This is a genomic window from Bdellovibrio reynosensis (assembly GCF_022814725.1).
In the GTDB taxonomy this organism is placed as follows: Bacteria; Bdellovibrionota; Bdellovibrionia; order Bdellovibrionales; family Bdellovibrionaceae; genus Bdellovibrio; species Bdellovibrio reynosensis.
In genome coordinates this window covers 1,212,107-1,229,311 of the sequence record NZ_CP093442.1, presented here as the reverse complement: position 1 = coordinate 1,229,311, position 17,205 = coordinate 1,212,107, and the positions used below count along the sequence as shown (strand labels likewise).

Genomic DNA, 17,205 nt, shown 5'->3' with positions numbered 1-17,205 from the left:
TCTTAAATTAAGACACTGGTGTTGTTTGAGCCTTTACATCTGGACGGTGTTTCGCTTTTGTCTTACTGTCCATCGTTATGAGTGACGATAAAAACCAATTTGGCTGGAACTTTGATAACACCTATGCGCGATTGTCTGATGTTTTTTTTGAAAGAATAAATCCGACTCCGGCGCGTTCCCCTCACATGGTCATGTTCAATGAAGATCTGGCTCGCACGCTAGGGTTGAATGTTTCTGCGCTTTCTAAAGAAGGTCAGAATTATTTTGCTGGTAACAGTCTATTCGATGGGTCAGAGCCTTTGGCGCAAGCCTATGCCGGTCATCAGTTTGGACATATTAATATGCTGGGTGACGGCAGAGCGAATCTTCTAGGTGAACACGTGACTGCAAAAGGTCAGCGTTTCGACATTCAGTTAAAAGGGGCCGGCCGCACGCGATTTTCAAGAAGGGGAGATGGCCTAGCCGCTCTAGGTCCTATGCTTCGCGAATACATTATTAGCGAAGCGATGTTTGCGTTAAATATTCCGACCACAAGAAGTCTTGCGGTTGTAACAACGGGCGAACAGGTTATTCGTGAAACTTCTTTGCCGGGAGCGGTGCTCACTCGAGTTGCTAGCAGTCATCTTCGGGTTGGAACCTTTGAATATGCGGCAGGAGTTGAAAAAGGAAAATACCTTCGCGAACTTGCTGACTACACTATTCAACGTCATTACCCAGAGTTAGCGTCCCAGCCTGAACCCTATGTAGGTCTTTTAAAAGCCGTGATCGAACGTCAAGCTTCCCTGATCGTCAAATGGATGCAAGTGGGTTTTGTTCACGGTGTGATGAATACAGACAACATGACAATTTCAGGCGAGACGATTGACTATGGTCCGTGTGCTTTTATGGATCGTTTTTCTTTATCTACTGTTTTTAGTTCCATTGATACCCAAGGAAGATATTCCTATGGCCAGCAGCCCTCTATTGGGCAATGGAATTTAACTCGTTTTGCGGAAACTTTGTTGCCTCTATTCAGTACTAATCAAGAAGAGGCTATTGCTAAAGCGGAAGCAGCTTTGGATACGTACGCAGAACATCTTTCGCGTTATTGGGTTTCTGGCATGCGTGGAAAATTAGGTCTCGTGAAAGAGGGTGAAGATGACATGTCTCTTTTTAACTCTTTGCTTGAAATGATGGAAAGAAATCAAGCCGACTACACGAATACCTTCCGTGCTCTTTCTGAAGGAAAGATGTTGGATGAGCCTTTATTTAAAGACGGTGAATTCGTAGAGTGGTACAAGGCGTGGCAGGCTTTGAATCCTGATTTGGAATTAATGAAAAGCCGTAACCCCGCCGTCATTCCACGCAATCACATGGTTGAGAAAGCCTTAGCTGCCGCAGTCGAAAAGGATGACTATTCAGTGGCACAGCGGTTACTTGATATTGTTAGAAACCCGTTTGTAGAACCAGGGGATGGCGATGAATTCAAAAGACCCGCTAATGATGAAGGCTATCAAACTTTCTGTGGGACATAAGGTGTGCGCATGTCTTCTAACGATCTTCTAGGTTGGGCGGCCTCGCTGATTTTGATCGCTACGATTGTGAATCAAGTGCGAAAGCAGATTCGTGATCGGACGGCTGAGGGCGTTTCTATTTATCTTTTCGCTGGGCAGATTGTAGCTAGCCTTGGACTTGCTGTTTATTCTTATAATCTTGGTAACTGGGTTTTTACGGTTTTGAATTTGGTTTTGTTGATCGCGAATATTACTGGCTTCTATTTTACCAGGAAGTTTAAGCGCGAAGAGGGGAAGGGCAATTAAGATTCGCCTTTTTCCATTTCGATAATTCTCTCTAACGATTGATGATGGAACTTTGCTTGTTTGCCTTCAAGTTTTAAGCACATTTCTGCGTTGATTGTTTTCTTTGTTGGTTCTTCAAATTTTACTTCTGGAAATCTTGCTGCGAATGTCTCAAAGCTTTCTTCGATGATGAATTCTGCGTGTTCAAAGCCCGATGCGTAGTTCGCTCCTGGTTTTGGTGCTGGGAGTTCTACCAAAGGAATTTCGTGGGTCTTTGTTTTAAAAGGTGTGTGCAACTTAAATGTGGCAATAGGGCGGCCGTTAACGTTGGCTTCAGTGAGTAGCGTACCATGATTTAATAAGTGAGTTTTGTATTCTTGGTATTCTTCGGTCGTTGCGACTCGGAAGCAGAGATGGTCGGAGGCTAAGTGGGTTGGTAGACCTAAGGCTGCCAGAGCATCAATGAGGGACTGGAAGAATTGTTCGCCGCGGCTTCTGAAGTCTTCAAATTCGAACTTTGTCGTGATCGTTTCCATCGGGAAACACTGTATTCACTTTTAGGCATCTATTCAACCGACAAAAAAGGATCGATATTTATGTCAGGTGATATCATTGACGGAAAACAGCCTTAGCTTGGTAATAACATAGTGATAGCAGCGCATTAGAAATAAATACTAAGGATTCGCGGGAGATCTTTGAGGAGGTCTGAAAATGCACACGCAAAACTTTGGCGATCTTTCAGCGATAACTTTAGCTCCGCCTGGAAATCCAAACGGAGCTCTGGTTCTTCTTCATGGTGTCGGCAGTAATGAGCGAAATATGCTGGAACTTGGGCCGATTCTTGCCGAAGACCGCCTGATCGTTTCTTTAAGAGGCCCTTTGGTTTTGGGCGCCAATGCTTTTGCGTGGTTTCATGTTCAATTCACAGCTCACGGGCCGATTCATAACTGGGATGAAGCGAAAAAGAGTTTGCAACTTATTGAAGAAGCTTTGTTGGATCTTTCTGATAAAACGAAAATCCCGTTAGAGAAGATTTCTATTTTTGGTTTTAGCCAAGGCGCGATCATGACTATCGGTTTGGCTTTGCAATCAGAACTTCCGCTTGAAAAGTACATTGCATCTTCTGGGCGAACTCTGCCTGAATTTGCACAGGCTTCTGAAAAATCGCCTTTAGCAAGTTACAGAGATCGGAAAATTTTTATCGGCCACGGGGAATATGATTCTAAACTTCCAGTAGCTCTTGCCAGAAATACCGAGCGAATTCTTCGTTCGGCCGATTTGGATTTGATTTATAAGGAATACCCAGCCGACCATTCCGTTTCCCCTGAGCTTATTACCGATGCAAGAAAGTGGCTTAAGTCGTTATGAATCGTCGATCAGCTATTCTGACATTAGGTTGTGCGGCGATGGGGTTTTCAATTTATAAACTATTGAGGTCTTCTATGTTGGACAAACTAATGAATGGTCCCAATTCCGAAAGAATGCCGGTTTTGTTCATCGGTCATGGCTCACCAATGAATGCGATAGATTCAAATCCCTATACAAAAACATTGAATAGCCTTGGCGAAAAACTTCCGAAACCAAAAGCTATTTTAGTTATTTCGGCTCATTGGATGACGGAAGGCTCATGGATCACAGAAATGCCAAAGCCAAAAACGATTCATGATTTTTACGGATTTCCTCAAGAATTATTCGATGTTCAGTATCCCGCTCCGGGCAGTCCTGAAATAGCTAAGTTCATTCGCGAAAGTGTTCAGCATCCACGAATTCACGCAGACACAGAGATGTGGGGATTGGATCATGGTACTTGGTCAGTGCTTCGCCATTTGTATCCAGCAGCAGACATCCCAGTGCTGCAGCTAAGTCTGCATATGGAAAAGCCCGTCGAGTATCATATAGAACTTGGGAAGCAGCTCTCGCAGCTTCGTGATAAGGGGATTTTAATTTTAGGTAGCGGCAATCTTGTTCACAATTTGCGAACGATTCGTTGGGAGCCGAATGCGCAGCCCTATGATTGGGCGGTTGAATATGATGAGTGGTTGAAGGCGAGATTGCTTGATCGAGATTTCTCTGCGGTGCTCAATGATTTCCATCGGACGGAGGCAGGGAAGATGAGTATTCCGACGATGGAGCATTATTATCCGCTTCATTATGTTTTGGGTGCTGCGGATTCTGCGGATGAATTGAAGTTTGAGTATGAAGAGTTGCAGAATGGGTCGATTTCTATGCGGAGTTTTAGTTTGGGGCGGGGGTAGGTTCTTACAGGCTCTTCGTTCGCTTTGCTCACGACTCGCTTTGTGCTGGTTTCAAGCTTTGCTTGAAACTTCGCTGGCGTTCCCAAGGGGATGGGGCTCGGGCCGTCGTGGCCCTCGGTCGCGTAGCGACTGCCTACGGCGCCCTCGAGGACGCATCCTGCGTCGTCGAGTGAACCCCTGTTGTTGGGCGACGAAAATTTTTTGGAGATTTTGACGGGCTTGTTCGCCCAACGCTTTTAAGTCCACTTCCCCTTGGGGTACGTGAACTATCGTAAAAATAAAAAACCCAATCCGTTGGATTGGGTTTTTTATTTTTAATATAAATTGGCGTTCCCAAGGGGATTTGAACCCCTGTATCCTCCGTGAAAGGGAGGTGTCCTAGGCCCCTAGACGATGGGAACGTTTAGAGTTAAACAGACTTTTTCTTTCTTCATCCTTCTTGCAAAAGCGAAGTTGGAAAAAATGGTGGCTCGCGATGGATTCGAACCATCGACCCCTTCATTAAAAGTGAAGTGCTCTACCAGCTGAGCTAGCGAACCACTGTCCGTTTAGGAAGTGCTAATTTGTAGTAACACGGGACCAAAGTCAATACGATTTCTTACTGTTTTTTAAAAAAATCTGCGTTTTTTTATAAAAAAAAGGGCGTTGCTCAGGCTCTAAGCAACGCCCCCATAAAAATCTCTAACCTTGCTTAATTATTGAACAAAGGCTTTACCCACAGCGTCTGCTCACGGCCCGGTCCAACGGAAATTACGTCGATCGGTGTTCCTAATTGTGAACCTAAATAGTCGATGTAGTTCGTGCATGGACGTGGCAAATCCGAAAGTGTTTTTACTTTCGTTAAATCTTGCGTCCATCCAGGGATCCACTCGATCACTGGTTCTACTTTTTCTAATTCGTATGGAGAAGTCGGAAGCTCTGTGATGATTTCGCCGTTTAATTTGTACGCTGTGCACACGCCAATGCGCTCGTGTCCCGTTAACACGTCTAACTTCATCATCGCTAGATTGGTAATGCCATTCACGCGAATTGCGTATTTAAGCGCCACTAGATCTAACCAACCACATCTTCTTGATCTACCAGTCGTAGAACCGAATTCGTGACCGTCAGCTTGAATTTTTTGACCAACTTCATCCGTTAATTCAGTCGGGAATGGACCGCTTCCTACGCGAGTCGTGTAGGCTTTAAATACGCCGATCACTTTGTTCACGTTCATCGGGCCAATACCCGCACTTGCGCACGCGTTTGAAGCCAATGTCGAAGAGCTTGTTACGAACGGATATGTTCCGTGCATAATATCTAACATCGTTCCTTGCGCGCCTTCGAATAGAACTCTTTTTCCTGATTTCAAATTGCGATTGATGAAAAGGCTTGTGTCTTTTGCACGGTACGGAGCCAACTCATCAGCGACACTTTGCACTTCGTTTAACAAGTCTTCTAATTTGAAAGCTGTCGTCTTGTAGTAGTTTTCAAGCATGAAGTTCTTTTCACGCAATGCTAACTCGATTTTTGCTTTTAGGTTTTCGCGATCAAAGATGTCGCCGAATAAAACCGCTCTTCTTGAAGCGCGATCTTCGTAGGCAGGTCCAATACCTTTTCCTGTTGTGCCGATTTTGCTGTCGCTCAACGCAGCTTCACGGGCAGCATCCAAAGCTTTGTGGTAGGGAAGAATGATCGTCGCTGTATCAGAGATCATTAGTTGTTTTGGATTTTGCAAAAAGCCTGCAGCTTTTAGTTTTTTGATTTCATCGCGGATAGAGAAAATATCTACCACAACACCTGAAGCGATCACGCACGTTGTGTCTGGTCTAAGAATTCCGCTGGGAACTAAGTGAAGAACCGTTTTTTGACCGTTAACTACCAGAGTGTGTCCTGCGTTGGCGCCACCTTGGTAGCGGACAACCATATCGGCTTTCTCTGCAAAAACGTCGATGAGTTTACCTTTGCCTTCATCGCCCCATTGGGCCCCGACAACAACAATACCTGCCATGAAATTTCCCTTCATGTACCGGTGTCACAACCTGGTACGTACAATTTGTCCCTCAAAGGTTGAAATCAGGCAAGTTTTGTTTTGTTTTTATTCTCCTTTAAAAGGAGCCGCTCCATACCACGGAGCTCTTGGGGGAAGTGTGTCAGAAGTGGAGCCATCAATGAAGAAAGCCATTAACTTATTAGCTGCAACCTGAGATGCTTTAAAGAACGCATCTTCCGTATTTGCTCCAATGTGCGGGGTTAAAACCACGTTGTTATATGAAAGCAGATTCGAATTTCTGCTAAGAGGTTCTTTTTCATACACATCAAGTCCGACGGAGCGCAGCCAACCTTTTTCTAGAGCTTCGCATAAATCATTTTCGTTGATGATTGAACCGCGGGAGGTGTTGATTAAAACGATGCCGCGATGAAGATATTCAAACTGCGATCGGTTTAACATATGTTCTGTTTCCAATGTTTTCGGCACGTGGAAACTTAAGACGTCGGCCGTTTTTAAGACTTCCTCATAACTTAAGCGCGGAATTTTAAGGCGTTCAAATACCTCGTCATCCTGGTAAGGGTCATAGGCGACGACATTCATGCCGAAGGCTTGAGCAATTTGTGCAACTCGTGAACCAATTCTTCCTAAACCCACGATGCCGTAAGTGCGACCGCTTAGTTCAATCCCCGTAATGAGATCCCGCTGCCAGTCACCGGCCTTCACCATCTTGTGACCTTGGTGAATGTTATTTACGCAGTTTAAAACTAGCGCCCACGTTAACTGTGCAGCTGATTCAATGTTAGCCGATGGAGTGTGCATCACAGTCACGCCCCATTTCTGGGTCGCTTCTAAGTCGATGTGATCAAATCCACTTGTGCACGTGATGATAAGCTGCAACTGGCGAGCTTTTTTTAATAGTTCCTCGTCAATTTTTGTGCGACTACGAATCAATAAAGCGTGGGCACTGACTAAATGCTCTAGCGGCAAATGCTGAGGGTGATCGCTGCGCACGACTTCAAATTGAGAATGCTGGTGCAGATATAAAAAACTGTCTTGCGCAAATCTGTCAGTGATTAAAATTTTCTTTTTCATGGATTTTGCTCCAACCACAGTTTTGCTTCGTCAGTTAAAATCGAAATATGATCCAGGCTTAAGAAGCCTGGATCAAAATGTCTTAACGTGTGACCAAGGCATTCAATCAAGCGCACCATGTCTTCATCAGGAATGTAGCCCATGTGACCAATGCGAATGATTTTACCTTTGGCTTGATCCTGTCCACCCATGATGGTGATGTTGTGAGTTTCCTCTAGGTGCAACCGAATTTTTTGCCCATCCATTTTTTGCGGGACCACTAAAGCTGTCACAGAATCACTAGGGGAGTCCGCATAAAGCATCATGCCTAGTTTTTGCCCAAAAACTCTTGTGAATTCTGCTTTACGATGAATGGATTTAAATAATTCTTCCAAGCCTTGTTTTTGAATCATGTCTAAAACAACGTCTAAAGCGCGAATGATCGCGACATTGGAAGAATAAAAAGTTTCACCGGCTTGGTTGGCTTTTCTTTCCTTGCGCAAATCAAAATAAAATCTTGGTGTTGTGGCTTTTTCTGCAAACTTCCACGCTTTTGAAGATAACGAAACAAAAGTCATGCCTGTAGGAAGCATGAAAGCTTTTTGCGAACCTGCGACCAAGCCATCAATATTCCACGCATCCATTGGTAATGGATAAGCTCCCAGCGCTGTGATTGCATCAACCAAGAATAAAGTTTCTGGGTAAGCGCTAATAATTTTTCCTAAAGCCTCAATGGGGTGCGCTACAGCGGTGCTTGTTTCACAAGCTTGGCAAAGAACGGCGCGCGCATCGGGATGATTTTTTAATGTTCCTTCAACAATGCGCAGATCAACGGCTTTTCCCCACGGCACATCGATCATGATCACTTCTGCGCCATAGGCTTTTGCCATCTCGGCCCAACGTTCACCAAATTTTCCTGAATTGATGGCGATCACTTTGTCGCCCGGTGACAGAACATTAACAAGCAGCGCTTCCATGCCCCCAGATCCTGTGGAGGTCAAAAGAAACACGTCTTGCGTTGTCTGAAAAATGGTCTTAATTCCCGCTAAAACTTTCTTTAAGATTTTATCAAACTCAGGCGTTCTGTGGTGAATCATCGGCAATGCCAAAGCTTTGCGCACCTCTGGGTGAAGGTTCACGGGACCCGGAGCTAACAAGCTGTATTTGGCATCAAATGTTGTCATTGTTTTTCCCATTTTTTTGAGATGACTTCCTTCTAAATTTATACTCAACTGGTCCTGTGGACGCAATCTTTAAAGGTCTGCTTATAGCAGCTGCATTTTCATCTCTTTCGCTTACTGGCTGTGCCTATCGTTTGGGTGCGGCGACGCGAAGTATGCCCGGCGGGTACAAGCAAATCTCCGTGCCTATTTTTAAAAATAAAACCCAGGAGACGGGGATTGAAGTGGCGTTCACAAACTCTTTGGCACAAGAGTTTCAACGTTCGCGCATTGCTCGTGTTGTGGACAATTCATTATCTGAAGTGGCTGTGATTGGATCGATTGATTCAGTTCAGTATTTACCAGGAGCAAAACGCGTTGCTGGTGATTCTTCAACACCGTATCTTCCTCTAGGAACCGTTATCGCGTCAGAGTATCGCATTCTGTTGCAGGTAACAGTTAAAGTAGTACGTCAAGCTGACGGAACCGAACTGTGGAGTGGAAGTTTCAGCGGAGAGCGTACTTATGCAGCACCTCAAGTAACGCTAGCGGGCGTCAACTCGGTGAATCCTCTTTACAATCTTTCTGCGCGAAGGCAAAACATTGACGTCATGGCGAACGACATTATGGCGGAAGCCCATGACCGTATCACTGAAAATTTCTAAATGAAAAGCTAGCTAAAGATGGCACTGATTGATGCTCAAAAATTTTATAAAGATCTTGAAAAAGGTCAGCTAGCGCCGTTGTATTTTCTTTTCGGTGAAGAACCTTATTTATTAAATCAAAGTGTTGAAAGATTTAAATACGCAGTTCTGACTGAAGGAGCTGTGGATTTTAATTACAGTCTTTTTTATGCAAGCGACGCAGATGTTGTCGTGGTTCGTGATGCGGTTGAAACTTTACCGATGATGGCTCCGCGCCGTCTGGTGATTTTAAAAGAAGCGCAAGAACTGACTGACAAAGAGTGGGCCGAATTTGATTCGTTGATTGATAGCCCGGTGGATAGCACTGTGTTCGTGATCCTTGCTTCACGCATTGATAAACGTAAAAAACAAATCAGACAGCTGCTTGATAAAGCCGACTGCGTTGAATTTAAAAAGCCTTACGAAAATCAGATTCCTTCTTGGATCAACTACATCGCGCAAAGTTTGGGTCTGACGATCAGTAACGATGCTATTCACTTGTTGCATAAACTTGTGGGCCATCATTTAACAGAAATCGAAGCTGAGCTTAAAAAACTTGGCGACTTCGTGGGTGGCCATCGCCGTATTGAAGTTCAAGATGTGGCGCAAGCGGTGTCACGCTCTAAAGAAGAAAACGTTTTTGATTTTACAAAAGCCATCGGTGAAAACGACCGCGTGAAGGCGTTAGAGCACTTGGTTCATTTGTTGGATCAGGGGCAGAACGAGATCGGCATTATCTCGCTAGTGGCTCGCCACGTGCGTATTCTGCTGACCTTAAAGCGCGGCATGGAAGAAGGCCTGCATGGAGCTAAACTTGCTCACTATGCCCAGGTACCTCCGTACTTCCTTGAAAGCTATCTTGATCAAGCCCGACTTTGGACTGCGAAAAAGCTAGAGCAAACTCTGGTGGTCCTGTCAGAGACGGATAAAGCTTTAAAATCATCACCATTGTCTAGCCACATCTGGCTTGAAAACATGGTTCTTAAGACTTGTGGGACAACCTCTGCCCACGCTATCTGATTTAGTTTTCCTTCAGAAAAACCGATCAGTTCCCTATGAGATACGAAGACAAAAGTGGCAGTTTCCGCCGCCAATATCCACGACGTGATTTTTCGCGCAAAATAGGAGTCCTTTGCGACGGCAGTTATTTTGTGTGTGATTCACGGGAAATCGGTGAGGGGGGGATGTCTATTCGCTCAGAATACATTCTGACGGAAGGCCATCAAGTTGTCTTGAGTTTCCAAGTTCCTAACGGAAACTTCGTTTTCTTGCGCGGTACGATTGTATCAACGCAAAAAAAACAGGGTGACGGTACCGTCACCCATGGTTTGAGCTTTAACGAGATCGATTTCTCAATCAAACGTCAAATTCGCTCTTATGTTTCTGCCAGAGCAGATTCAGCTTAATTACTTGCCAGCAGTGTTAGCGCGAACAGAAAGACGGCTGATTTTGCGAGAAGCAGTTTCTTTCTTAATAACGCCAGATTTTGCAGCTTTCATTACTTGAGCTGTGAACTTTTTCAACAACTCAGGAAGAGCTTTAACGTCTTTTGCTTGGATAGCTTTAACCAAGCTTTTTTCAACTGTTTTTACAGTGCTTTTGCGTGCGTTGTTAACAGCTGTTTTGCGAACTGATTGACGAGCTCTTTTTGCTGCAGACTTATGATTTGCCAAGGGATAACCTCCACAGTAATCTTTTTTTACTAAAACGAACCAAAGGGATTAACATACGGTGTCTCAGGAAGCAAGGGTATTAAAAGAAGATCGCAAAAAGGTCTTCAAAAGAGCCTTTTCCATGGCGTCAGGTACCTTAACTAGCCGCATCTTGGGGCTTTTACGGGATATGGCGCTGGGGGCTTTGTTTGACCGAATGATCACCGATGCCTGGTCGGCGGCCTTCCGTATTCCTAATTTCTTTCGCCGTTTATTGGGCGAAGGCTCCCTTTCCGTGAGTTTTATTCCGGTTTTCATGGAAGCTAAAGCCGCAGATCCCCACGGCCCCCGTGCCCAGAACCTCGCAAACGGGCTTTATACCTTACTGTTGGTGTTCTTAGGGGCTCTGACACTTTTAGGAATCGCCTTTGCCGATCCGCTCTTTCAAGTTCTTTTGTCTGACACCTATGGCGCTAGCCCCGAAAAATGGGAACTCACAGTGCGCATGGGCCGCATCATGTTCGGTTTCATCTTTTTTATCTTAACCTACGCTTACTTCATGGGCCTATTAAATGCCCTTGGGAGTTTTGGTCTGCCGGCGGTGGCGTCTGCTTTGTTAAATGTCTCAATGTTGGCATTTACTTTCATGCCGGCACATTGGTTTCCGCGGGCAGGGGATGGACTTGCTTGGGGAGTTTTAGTCGGCGGAATTTTACAAGCGTCCGTGGTGTGGTGGGCACTAAGAAGCACAGGACACTTGCCGCGATTTAAATTCACCGGCTGGAGCGCCGATTTAAAAGCGGTGTTTCGCAATCTTGTGCCTGGTTTAGTGGGCATGGGGCTTACCCAATTTACGACTTTGATAAATTTATATTTCGCAAGCAGTCTGCCTGAAGGTTCTATTTCTTATATTTATTGGGCGGATCGTTTGTTGGAACTGCCGTTGTCGCTGGTGTCGGTAAGTTTAGGTGCAGCGTTGTTACCTACCTTAAGTGATCTTGCTTCTTCAAAAGACCGCGAGAAATTCTTAGCCACCGCTCAAGATGGTTTCTTGATGAATTTATTTTTGTCTTTACCAGCAGCTTTGGGACTTTATTTCTTAGCAGAACCCATCATCGAAGTTCTATTCTTGCGTGGCCGATTCACAGCGAATGATGTTGTCTCAACGGCCGCTGTATTAAAAGTCTACGCAGTAAGCTTGGTGTTAATTGCTGGCAGTCGAGTGTTAATGCCTTTGTATTATTCCGTGAAGAACACCTGGTACCCAGCCGCAGTTTCAGTATTAAGTTTAGCCCTGCACATCGGCATGGCCCGATATTGGATGGAAGAGCGGGGACTGCAAGGCCTCATCATCTCAAGCACGCTAGCAGCCTTGCTCAATTTCCTTCTACTATTCGCAGCTCTCCCAAAATGGAATTTGTCATTTGCAGGAAAAGAGCTCTTCATCGCAATCACAAAATTTCTCATCGCCGGTGCAGGCCTCATCCTAGCAATCCAATTCCATCAAGCCTTCCTAGCATGGACGAACGGAAGCATGAAGCTAATAGCCCTAACCCTAACAATCCTACTAGCAGCAACAACCTACCTAACCATCGCCCACGCCCTAAAGGTGCCTGCTTCTTTTTTGGGTCTACACCGCAGCAAAAACTAAAAGGTGCCTGCTTGTTGAGGGCTCCTGCCCTCAACCCTCCTAGCGGAGGGCTACGCGAAAAAATGCCATCCTGGCATTTTTTTCTTTTTACGGTTGCGCCAAGTCACCACCGGGCGTTGCCGGACAAAGATTGCAGATTCAGCCTATTTCACAACCGCACCGGTGGTGATTATTAACAGAGATTAATGGGCCAAACATTCTGACACTGTTTGTATTTTTATTAAAAAATTTTGAAGTGCCAAAGTTGGGTGTACGCTACCTCTTTCATTTAAGAAAATTCGAGAAAGGTTCATTGCTATGATTAAAGCAAAAGGCATTGCTGCACAGGCTGCGAAAGCGCCACTAGGCCCGTTTGATTTTGAACGAAGAGATCCTAAAGATCACGATGTAGTGATCGATATTAAATTCTGCGGGATATGCCATTCTGATATTCATACGGTGCGCGATGAGTGGGGAGCGGCGAGATATCCGATCGTTCCCGGGCACGAGATTGCGGGCGTCGTTCGTGCCATTGGTCCTAAGGTTACAAACTTTGAAGTGGGTGATCACGTTGGCGTGGGTTGTTTTGTTGATTCCTGTCGTGAATGTACGAACTGTAAGCAGGATCTTGATAACTATTGTTTGAACGGAATGAATTCGACCTACAACGGTTTTGAGAAGGATGGCAAAACGCCGACACAAGGCGGTTATTCTGATGTCATCGTCGTTGATGAAAATTATGTCTTAAGAATTCCAAAATCGTTACCACTGGATAAAGCCGCACCGTTGTTGTGTGCAGGGATCACGGTTTATTCACCGCTCATGCATTGGAAGGCGGGCCCAGGTAAAAAAGTTGGTGTAGTCGGTTTAGGCGGGCTTGGTCACATGGCCGTTAAAATCGCGCGCGCTATGGGTGCTGAGGTCACAGTCTTAAGCCATTCAGATAAGAAGAAAGAAGATGCATTAAGAATGGGCGCTCATCACTTTATTTCTTCGAGCGACAAGGGTGCATTTCAAAACAGAGCGGGGAGTTTTGATCTAATCATCAATACAGTTTCGTCAGCGGACTTAAACTTAGCCACGTACTTTGCACTTTTGAAACTGGATGCCACGCTGGTCTCGGTCGGAGCGCCTGATAAGCCACTCTCTATCCATCCAATTTCGCTGATCATGCAACGACGAAATTATGCGGGTTCGCTGATTGGTTCAATAAAGGAAACGCAGGAGATGTTGGATTTCTGCGCCAAACACAACATCACACCAGAAATTGAGATGGTGAAAGCCGATCAAGTGAACGAAGCCTACGAGCGCGTTCTAAAGAGCGACGTTCGTTATCGCTTTGTGATCGACATTGCGACCGTATAAGAAACAAAAAGGCTGCTTTTTTAGAGCAGCCTTTTTTATTTGGTAGATTCCAATAACGCACTATGGGCGTAAAGAACAACCAGGCACCTTCGATTATTTGTTTTCAGCTAAAGAGTTGTAGCTTTCGCTGATAGTCGTTTGTCTTTCAACTTCTTTTGACCAGCGTTTTACTTCGCCTTGGTAGCCTTTTTGTTTGGCTTTCCATTCGTTTTCTTCGCTTGCTACTGAACGTAATTTTTTGCTTACTTCAGTGTTTTGCTCTTTTAGGCTGTTCGCTCTTGAACTCCAGATTTTCTTTTCTTCTTGCAACTGTGACATTTGCAATTGGTAGTCACTGATGTTCATTTCGCGTTTCTTTTGGTTTTCTTTAATCTTAGCGATAGCCGCTTCGAATTCAGCAATCTTAGCGTTTTCTAACGCCATTTTTGATTGTTCATCAGCGATCAGACGTTGCAGGTCTTTTTCCTGAGTGCCGATTTTGCCCATGGCTTTATTATTATCTTCCATTTGCTGCTGGACTTGTTTTTGTTGTCCTTCAACTTGGGATTTCACTTTACCAACTTCAGTGATGTTGCCTTCAACCACTTTTAAGTTTTTCTCGTACTCATTCAAATTTGATTTTGAATTGTTCAAATTTGTTTTAATACGCTCTAAGCCCTCTTTCGCCGTCGTTTGTGCGAAAGCTGTCGTGTGCAGGCTCATTAAAACACCCAAAGTTAAAGTCATCATTGCTTTATTGAGTTTCATCTTGAAATCCCTTCCTTATTGTTCAACCAAACCTGCAACATTGTCTTGTTGAGGGCATACATTTTTAAGTGAAGAACGGTAGTGACCCACTTCGTCCTCCCAAATTTCACCTTTAAACTTCCAGTTCAGGCTCTTTTCTTTTTGAACCTTCAATTCTGGACGTTCTTTATCTGTTGGATCACCACCAGCCATTTGATAGCGGATGTGTTCACCAGCGCCAGAGTACAACTCATACTGAAGAACATCGTTTTGATCCAAAACTTTGCTTAAAGAAGCAAACATATCAGCAAAACGAGCTTTCAAAGCCTTCGCCGCTGCTACACGCAATTCGCCTTTTTCTTTTTCGATACGAGCGATGCCTTTTTCGCGTAAGTTCTTAATAGATACGCGGGCTTTTTTAGCAATGTGATACTGGATTCTTGCGCTTAAAAGTTTTCTTTCAGCAGAAGTGATCGCAGAAGATCCGGTTTTGTTAGAACCTTTTGCTTTTGCAAGCTCTGCATTCGCTTCACTTTGTCTTGCGATGAATTGGCGCTCTAAAGTAACAAGAGTTAAAGAGATCTTGTTAAAGCGTTGAATCTCATCTTCGTAAGTGTTGATCTGTCTTTGATTGTTCATGAAAGCCGGGTGGCGGGCTAACTCAACGATGAACGCGCGAGGTAAACCATCCACTTCTTTAAGATCCGAGTTTTTGACCCAGTTTTTAACTGTTTCATAGTAGCTCAAGTGATCTTTGTGCGACTTCAAGTACTCATCAAGTTTCTTTTTCGTCGGACCATACTTTTTGTTCATCTCAGTCAAAACTTGAACGCCGTCACCGTATTGGCAAAGGTTTAAGTAACCAACTGTACGAACAACGTAAGATTCCGGAGCAAAAGCATTTTTAAAGAAGTCTGTATGTAGCGAGAACATGTTTCCTGCAGCACCTTCATAGTCTTCACTTAAAACTTGAGTCCAAGCGCTTTCGATCGCAGCTTGCAACCATAGAGGATTCGACTTTTCCACTTTCAAATAAGATTGGAAAGCGTCTTTATAATCACTTTTTTGGAACTGGATACGAGCCAACGTCAACGCACCTACGGAACGCAACTGAGAAGACTTATCGCCATCAGTAGCATCCATTAAGCGGTTTAAGTGACCAATAGCTTCGTCCACTTTACCTTGGCGGTAATTATTTAAGGCCATCAATAAAAGAGCATCTGGATAACGTTTTGATTTTTCAGTGATGAAAATCAAGGCGTCTTCCATCAGACCCAATTGGCCTTTTTCAGAGTAATATTTAGCGCGAGTCAATTGATAGTCATCGTTTTGAGTCACATCAATTTCAAACTTAATCACAAGAGGATCAATCATCGCGATGTCAGAAACTTCCAATAAAGAAATGTTTTCAGCTAAAGCAGCCGTCGCTCTTTGTTGCCATTCTTTGTTTTTCGTTTCTTGAGAAACTTGGATCATGTATTGGCGGAACTCAGAATATAAACCTAAGCCTTTTGCAGTCATTGCGTAATTAAACAAAGACTGAAGACGGTGCTCAGGATCTTCCATAAGTTCAGCAAATAGGCCCATCGCCATCTCATAGTTCTTGTGGTACTCAAGGAAAATCATGGCTTGAAGTAACTTATAATCGTTAGGCTTCATTTCATCGATTTTCGCCAAGTTCACAAGTGGATCTTGAGTTTTAGCGTCAGCGATATGAGGCAGCATTTTTACGTCTGGAATTTTCTTAAAAGCATCTGCAGACGTGATATTTTTAGGCGCTTCAACCACGGCTTTATAAGGAGCGATGTTGAATTGTAAAACCGGTGATGCCGTTTTGCTGCGTAAAGGTTGCAAGTTCAAAGCTTGAGAAGCGGGTAGGCGTAAAGGGGAAACTGATCCCGCTTGCACCTGGCGCTCTTCACCTAAATCCAATAATGGAATTGATTTGATTTTAGTGATTTCAGTTTTACCTTTGACCGTCTTTTTAGTGTAGACGTCATAGGTTGGAACCATGCTTGATTTCACTTTTAAACCCGAAGCCGCTGGACGACCGGATTTTTTCACAGTCAGTGCGGAGTTAGCCAAAGCAACACCACACACAAAAGGCAACGCAATTATAATCTTATAATGCTTAAACATATGTACCCCACCTTGGAGATTTTTTTAGTGCCAGTAAGTCAAACCTAATAAAAGTTGTGTGTCGTTAACGACCTTGGCACCCAAGTCACGGCTTGGAGCAATCGTGCTGTATTTAAAACGATCTTCGTTTGTAAATTTATTAATAAAGTCAGCACGGATCGCAAAATGTTCACTGAAGAAAATTTGCTGATTGATGCCGATTTGATAACTGAAAGCACTTCCTGATTGGTCACCTTCTTCTTTTTTGATGATGTAATCAGTAGTACCAACACCTAAAGAGATACCCATATCAAAATAGATGATGTGTTTATCTAGTAAGCTCATTTTCGCGTATAACGGAACATAAGTGACCGAAACTGTTTTCGATGAATCAAAAAAGTTATAGTTCGGAGCCACACCGTTTTCGTCGATGAACTGTTTTGTGTTGTCATTGTTCTTCATGTCCGCTTTCGTGTAGTTTACATCTACACCCACGCGTTCATTAAAGAAGTAACCTACTTGCAGGGAAGTGATAGTACCAGTACCAAACGGGTCATTAATAGGTACGCCGCCAGATACGTTTAGGTAATATCTTTCTGCTTTTGTGTAACGGCGGTTTTGCACAACGCTAAAATCGTCATCTTTTGCCGCCCAGTATTTTTGTTCCAATTTTTTGATGTCTAATTTATCGCTGCCTCTTTGGTCGCCATTCGCGCTGTTAGCAGTGTCGCTAGCCGTTTGTGCGAACGCTTGAGATGCAGTCAAGATGATCATTAAGAGTGTCTTCTTCAACAT

Annotated in this window: 17 protein-coding genes and 2 tRNA genes; 9 read left to right on the top strand and 10 right to left on the bottom strand. The window is 44.2% G+C overall.

The window, feature by feature from the left end; translation table 11 throughout:
• Positions 1-77: 77 nt before the first annotated feature.
• Positions 78-1,514, top strand: a complete 1,437-nt coding sequence (locus MNR06_RS05725; RefSeq protein WP_243539916.1) for a protein adenylyltransferase SelO — start codon at positions 78-80, stop codon at positions 1,512-1,514.
• Positions 1,515-1,523: 9 nt separating this feature from the next.
• Complete coding sequence (locus tag MNR06_RS05720) at positions 1,524-1,799, top strand: hypothetical protein (RefSeq protein WP_243539914.1); 276 nt, start codon at positions 1,524-1,526, stop codon at positions 1,797-1,799.
• On the opposite strand, the gene MNR06_RS05715 is transcribed toward MNR06_RS05720, so the two are convergent.
• Positions 1,796-2,314 (bottom strand): VOC family protein, encoded by a 519-nt coding sequence (locus MNR06_RS05715; protein WP_243539912.1) that lies wholly within the window; start codon positions 2,312-2,314, stop codon positions 1,796-1,798. The genes MNR06_RS05720 and MNR06_RS05715 overlap by 4 nt on opposite strands.
• A gap of 175 nt (positions 2,315-2,489) precedes the next feature.
• On the opposite strand from MNR06_RS05715, the gene MNR06_RS05710 reads away from it, so the two are divergent.
• On the top strand, positions 2,490-3,146 hold the full coding sequence (locus MNR06_RS05710; RefSeq protein ID WP_243539910.1) for an alpha/beta hydrolase: 657 nt from the start codon (positions 2,490-2,492) through the stop codon (positions 3,144-3,146).
• Between the two features lie 74 nt (positions 3,147-3,220).
• Positions 3,221-4,033, top strand: coding sequence for a 4,5-DOPA-extradiol-dioxygenase (gene ygiD, locus MNR06_RS05705; protein ID WP_243539908.1), 813 nt, complete (start codon positions 3,221-3,223; stop codon positions 4,031-4,033).
• A 325-nt stretch (positions 4,034-4,358) separates the two neighbouring features.
• On the opposite strand, the gene MNR06_RS05700 is transcribed toward ygiD, so the two are convergent.
• The 5 genes from MNR06_RS05700 to MNR06_RS05680 all read right to left on the bottom strand — a co-directional run bounded on the left by MNR06_RS05700 (position 4,359) and on the right by MNR06_RS05680 (position 8,260).
• A tRNA-Glu gene (locus MNR06_RS05700) sits at positions 4,359-4,434 on the bottom strand.
• 62 nt (positions 4,435-4,496) lie between these two features.
• Positions 4,497-4,572, bottom strand: a tRNA-Lys gene (locus tag MNR06_RS05695).
• A 152-nt stretch (positions 4,573-4,724) separates the two neighbouring features.
• On the bottom strand, positions 4,725-6,023 hold the full coding sequence (locus MNR06_RS05690) for an adenylosuccinate synthase (protein WP_243539906.1): 1,299 nt from the start codon (positions 6,021-6,023) through the stop codon (positions 4,725-4,727).
• An 87-nt stretch (positions 6,024-6,110) separates the two neighbouring features.
• Positions 6,111-7,097 (bottom strand): D-2-hydroxyacid dehydrogenase, encoded by a 987-nt coding sequence (locus tag MNR06_RS05685; protein WP_243539904.1) that lies wholly within the window; start codon positions 7,095-7,097, stop codon positions 6,111-6,113.
• Positions 7,094-8,260 (bottom strand): pyridoxal-phosphate-dependent aminotransferase family protein, encoded by a 1,167-nt coding sequence (locus MNR06_RS05680; protein WP_243539902.1) that lies wholly within the window; start codon positions 8,258-8,260, stop codon positions 7,094-7,096. The genes MNR06_RS05685 and MNR06_RS05680 overlap by 4 nt, the downstream gene beginning before the upstream one ends.
• Before the next feature lie 152 nt (positions 8,261-8,412).
• Between MNR06_RS05680 and MNR06_RS05675 the strand changes: the two genes are divergently transcribed.
• Genes MNR06_RS05675 through MNR06_RS05665 form a run of 3 tightly spaced genes read left to right on the top strand, consistent with a single transcriptional unit; the run spans position 8,413 to position 10,325 of the window.
• Entirely contained in the window at positions 8,413-8,901 is a 489-nt protein-coding gene (locus MNR06_RS05675) for an LptE family protein (RefSeq protein ID WP_407933208.1), read from the top strand.
• A gap of 18 nt (positions 8,902-8,919) precedes the next feature.
• Positions 8,920-9,939, top strand: coding sequence for a DNA polymerase III subunit delta (holA, locus tag MNR06_RS05670; protein WP_243539888.1), 1,020 nt, complete (start codon positions 8,920-8,922; stop codon positions 9,937-9,939).
• Between the two features lie 35 nt (positions 9,940-9,974).
• Positions 9,975-10,325 (top strand): PilZ domain-containing protein, encoded by a 351-nt coding sequence (locus MNR06_RS05665; protein ID WP_243539886.1) that lies wholly within the window; start codon positions 9,975-9,977, stop codon positions 10,323-10,325.
• Here MNR06_RS05665 and rpsT read toward each other — a convergent pair whose 3' ends face one another.
• Positions 10,326-10,592, bottom strand: a complete 267-nt coding sequence (gene rpsT, locus MNR06_RS05660) for a 30S ribosomal protein S20 (protein ID WP_243539884.1) — start codon at positions 10,590-10,592, stop codon at positions 10,326-10,328.
• A 58-nt stretch (positions 10,593-10,650) separates the two neighbouring features.
• Between rpsT and murJ the strand changes: the two genes are divergently transcribed.
• Positions 10,651-12,222, top strand: coding sequence for a murein biosynthesis integral membrane protein MurJ (gene murJ / locus MNR06_RS05655; RefSeq protein ID WP_407933200.1), 1,572 nt, complete (start codon positions 10,651-10,653; stop codon positions 12,220-12,222).
• A 297-nt stretch (positions 12,223-12,519) separates the two neighbouring features.
• Positions 12,520-13,566, top strand: a complete 1,047-nt coding sequence (locus tag MNR06_RS05650; protein WP_243539873.1) for an NAD(P)-dependent alcohol dehydrogenase — start codon at positions 12,520-12,522, stop codon at positions 13,564-13,566.
• 93 nt (positions 13,567-13,659) lie between these two features.
• Here the strand turns inward: MNR06_RS05650 and MNR06_RS05645 are convergent, their stop codons facing one another.
• From MNR06_RS05645 to MNR06_RS05635, 3 genes are read right to left on the bottom strand one after another with little or no spacing between them, the layout of a single operon-like run.
• The gene (locus MNR06_RS05645; RefSeq protein WP_243539871.1) at positions 13,660-14,313 is read right to left on the bottom strand and encodes a hypothetical protein; all 654 of its coding nucleotides are present in this window, start codon (positions 14,311-14,313) and stop codon (positions 13,660-13,662) included.
• A 15-nt stretch (positions 14,314-14,328) separates the two neighbouring features.
• A complete protein-coding gene (locus MNR06_RS05640) occupies positions 14,329-16,431 on the bottom strand; it encodes a tetratricopeptide repeat protein (protein ID WP_243539869.1) in 2,103 nt (700 codons plus the stop codon).
• A 24-nt stretch (positions 16,432-16,455) separates the two neighbouring features.
• Positions 16,456-17,205, bottom strand: a complete 750-nt coding sequence (locus MNR06_RS05635) for an outer membrane beta-barrel domain-containing protein (protein ID WP_243539867.1) — start codon at positions 17,203-17,205, stop codon at positions 16,456-16,458.

What these genes read in the sequence shown, in the direction of transcription:
- MNR06_RS05640 (WP_243539869.1), bottom strand. Translation starts at nt 16,431, where the DNA reads ATGTTTAAGCATTATAAGATTATAATTGCGTTGCCTTTTGTGTGTGGT.
- MNR06_RS05725 (WP_243539916.1), top strand. Translation starts at nt 78, where the DNA reads ATGAGTGACGATAAAAACCAATTTGGCTGGAACTTTGATAACACCTAT.
- MNR06_RS05635 (WP_243539867.1), bottom strand. Translation starts at nt 17,205, where the DNA reads ATGTTGAAGAAGACACTCTTAATGATCATCTTGACTGCATCTCAAGCG.
- holA (WP_243539888.1), top strand. Translation starts at nt 8,920, where the DNA reads ATGGCACTGATTGATGCTCAAAAATTTTATAAAGATCTTGAAAAAGGT.
- MNR06_RS05710 (WP_243539910.1), top strand. Translation starts at nt 2,490, where the DNA reads ATGCACACGCAAAACTTTGGCGATCTTTCAGCGATAACTTTAGCTCCG.
- MNR06_RS05645 (WP_243539871.1), bottom strand. Translation starts at nt 14,313, where the DNA reads ATGAAACTCAATAAAGCAATGATGACTTTAACTTTGGGTGTTTTAATG.
- MNR06_RS05665 (WP_243539886.1), top strand. Translation starts at nt 9,975, where the DNA reads ATGAGATACGAAGACAAAAGTGGCAGTTTCCGCCGCCAATATCCACGA.
- MNR06_RS05690 (WP_243539906.1), bottom strand. Translation starts at nt 6,023, where the DNA reads ATGGCAGGTATTGTTGTTGTCGGGGCCCAATGGGGCGATGAAGGCAAA.
- MNR06_RS05720 (WP_243539914.1), top strand. Translation starts at nt 1,524, where the DNA reads ATGTCTTCTAACGATCTTCTAGGTTGGGCGGCCTCGCTGATTTTGATC.
- MNR06_RS05675 (WP_407933208.1), top strand. Translation starts at nt 8,413, where the DNA reads ATGCCCGGCGGGTACAAGCAAATCTCCGTGCCTATTTTTAAAAATAAA.
- MNR06_RS05715 (WP_243539912.1), bottom strand. Translation starts at nt 2,314, where the DNA reads ATGGAAACGATCACGACAAAGTTCGAATTTGAAGACTTCAGAAGCCGC.
- ygiD (WP_243539908.1), top strand. Translation starts at nt 3,221, where the DNA reads ATGTTGGACAAACTAATGAATGGTCCCAATTCCGAAAGAATGCCGGTT.
- MNR06_RS05680 (WP_243539902.1), bottom strand. Translation starts at nt 8,260, where the DNA reads ATGACAACATTTGATGCCAAATACAGCTTGTTAGCTCCGGGTCCCGTG.
- MNR06_RS05685 (WP_243539904.1), bottom strand. Translation starts at nt 7,097, where the DNA reads ATGAAAAAGAAAATTTTAATCACTGACAGATTTGCGCAAGACAGTTTT.
- MNR06_RS05650 (WP_243539873.1), top strand. Translation starts at nt 12,520, where the DNA reads ATGATTAAAGCAAAAGGCATTGCTGCACAGGCTGCGAAAGCGCCACTA.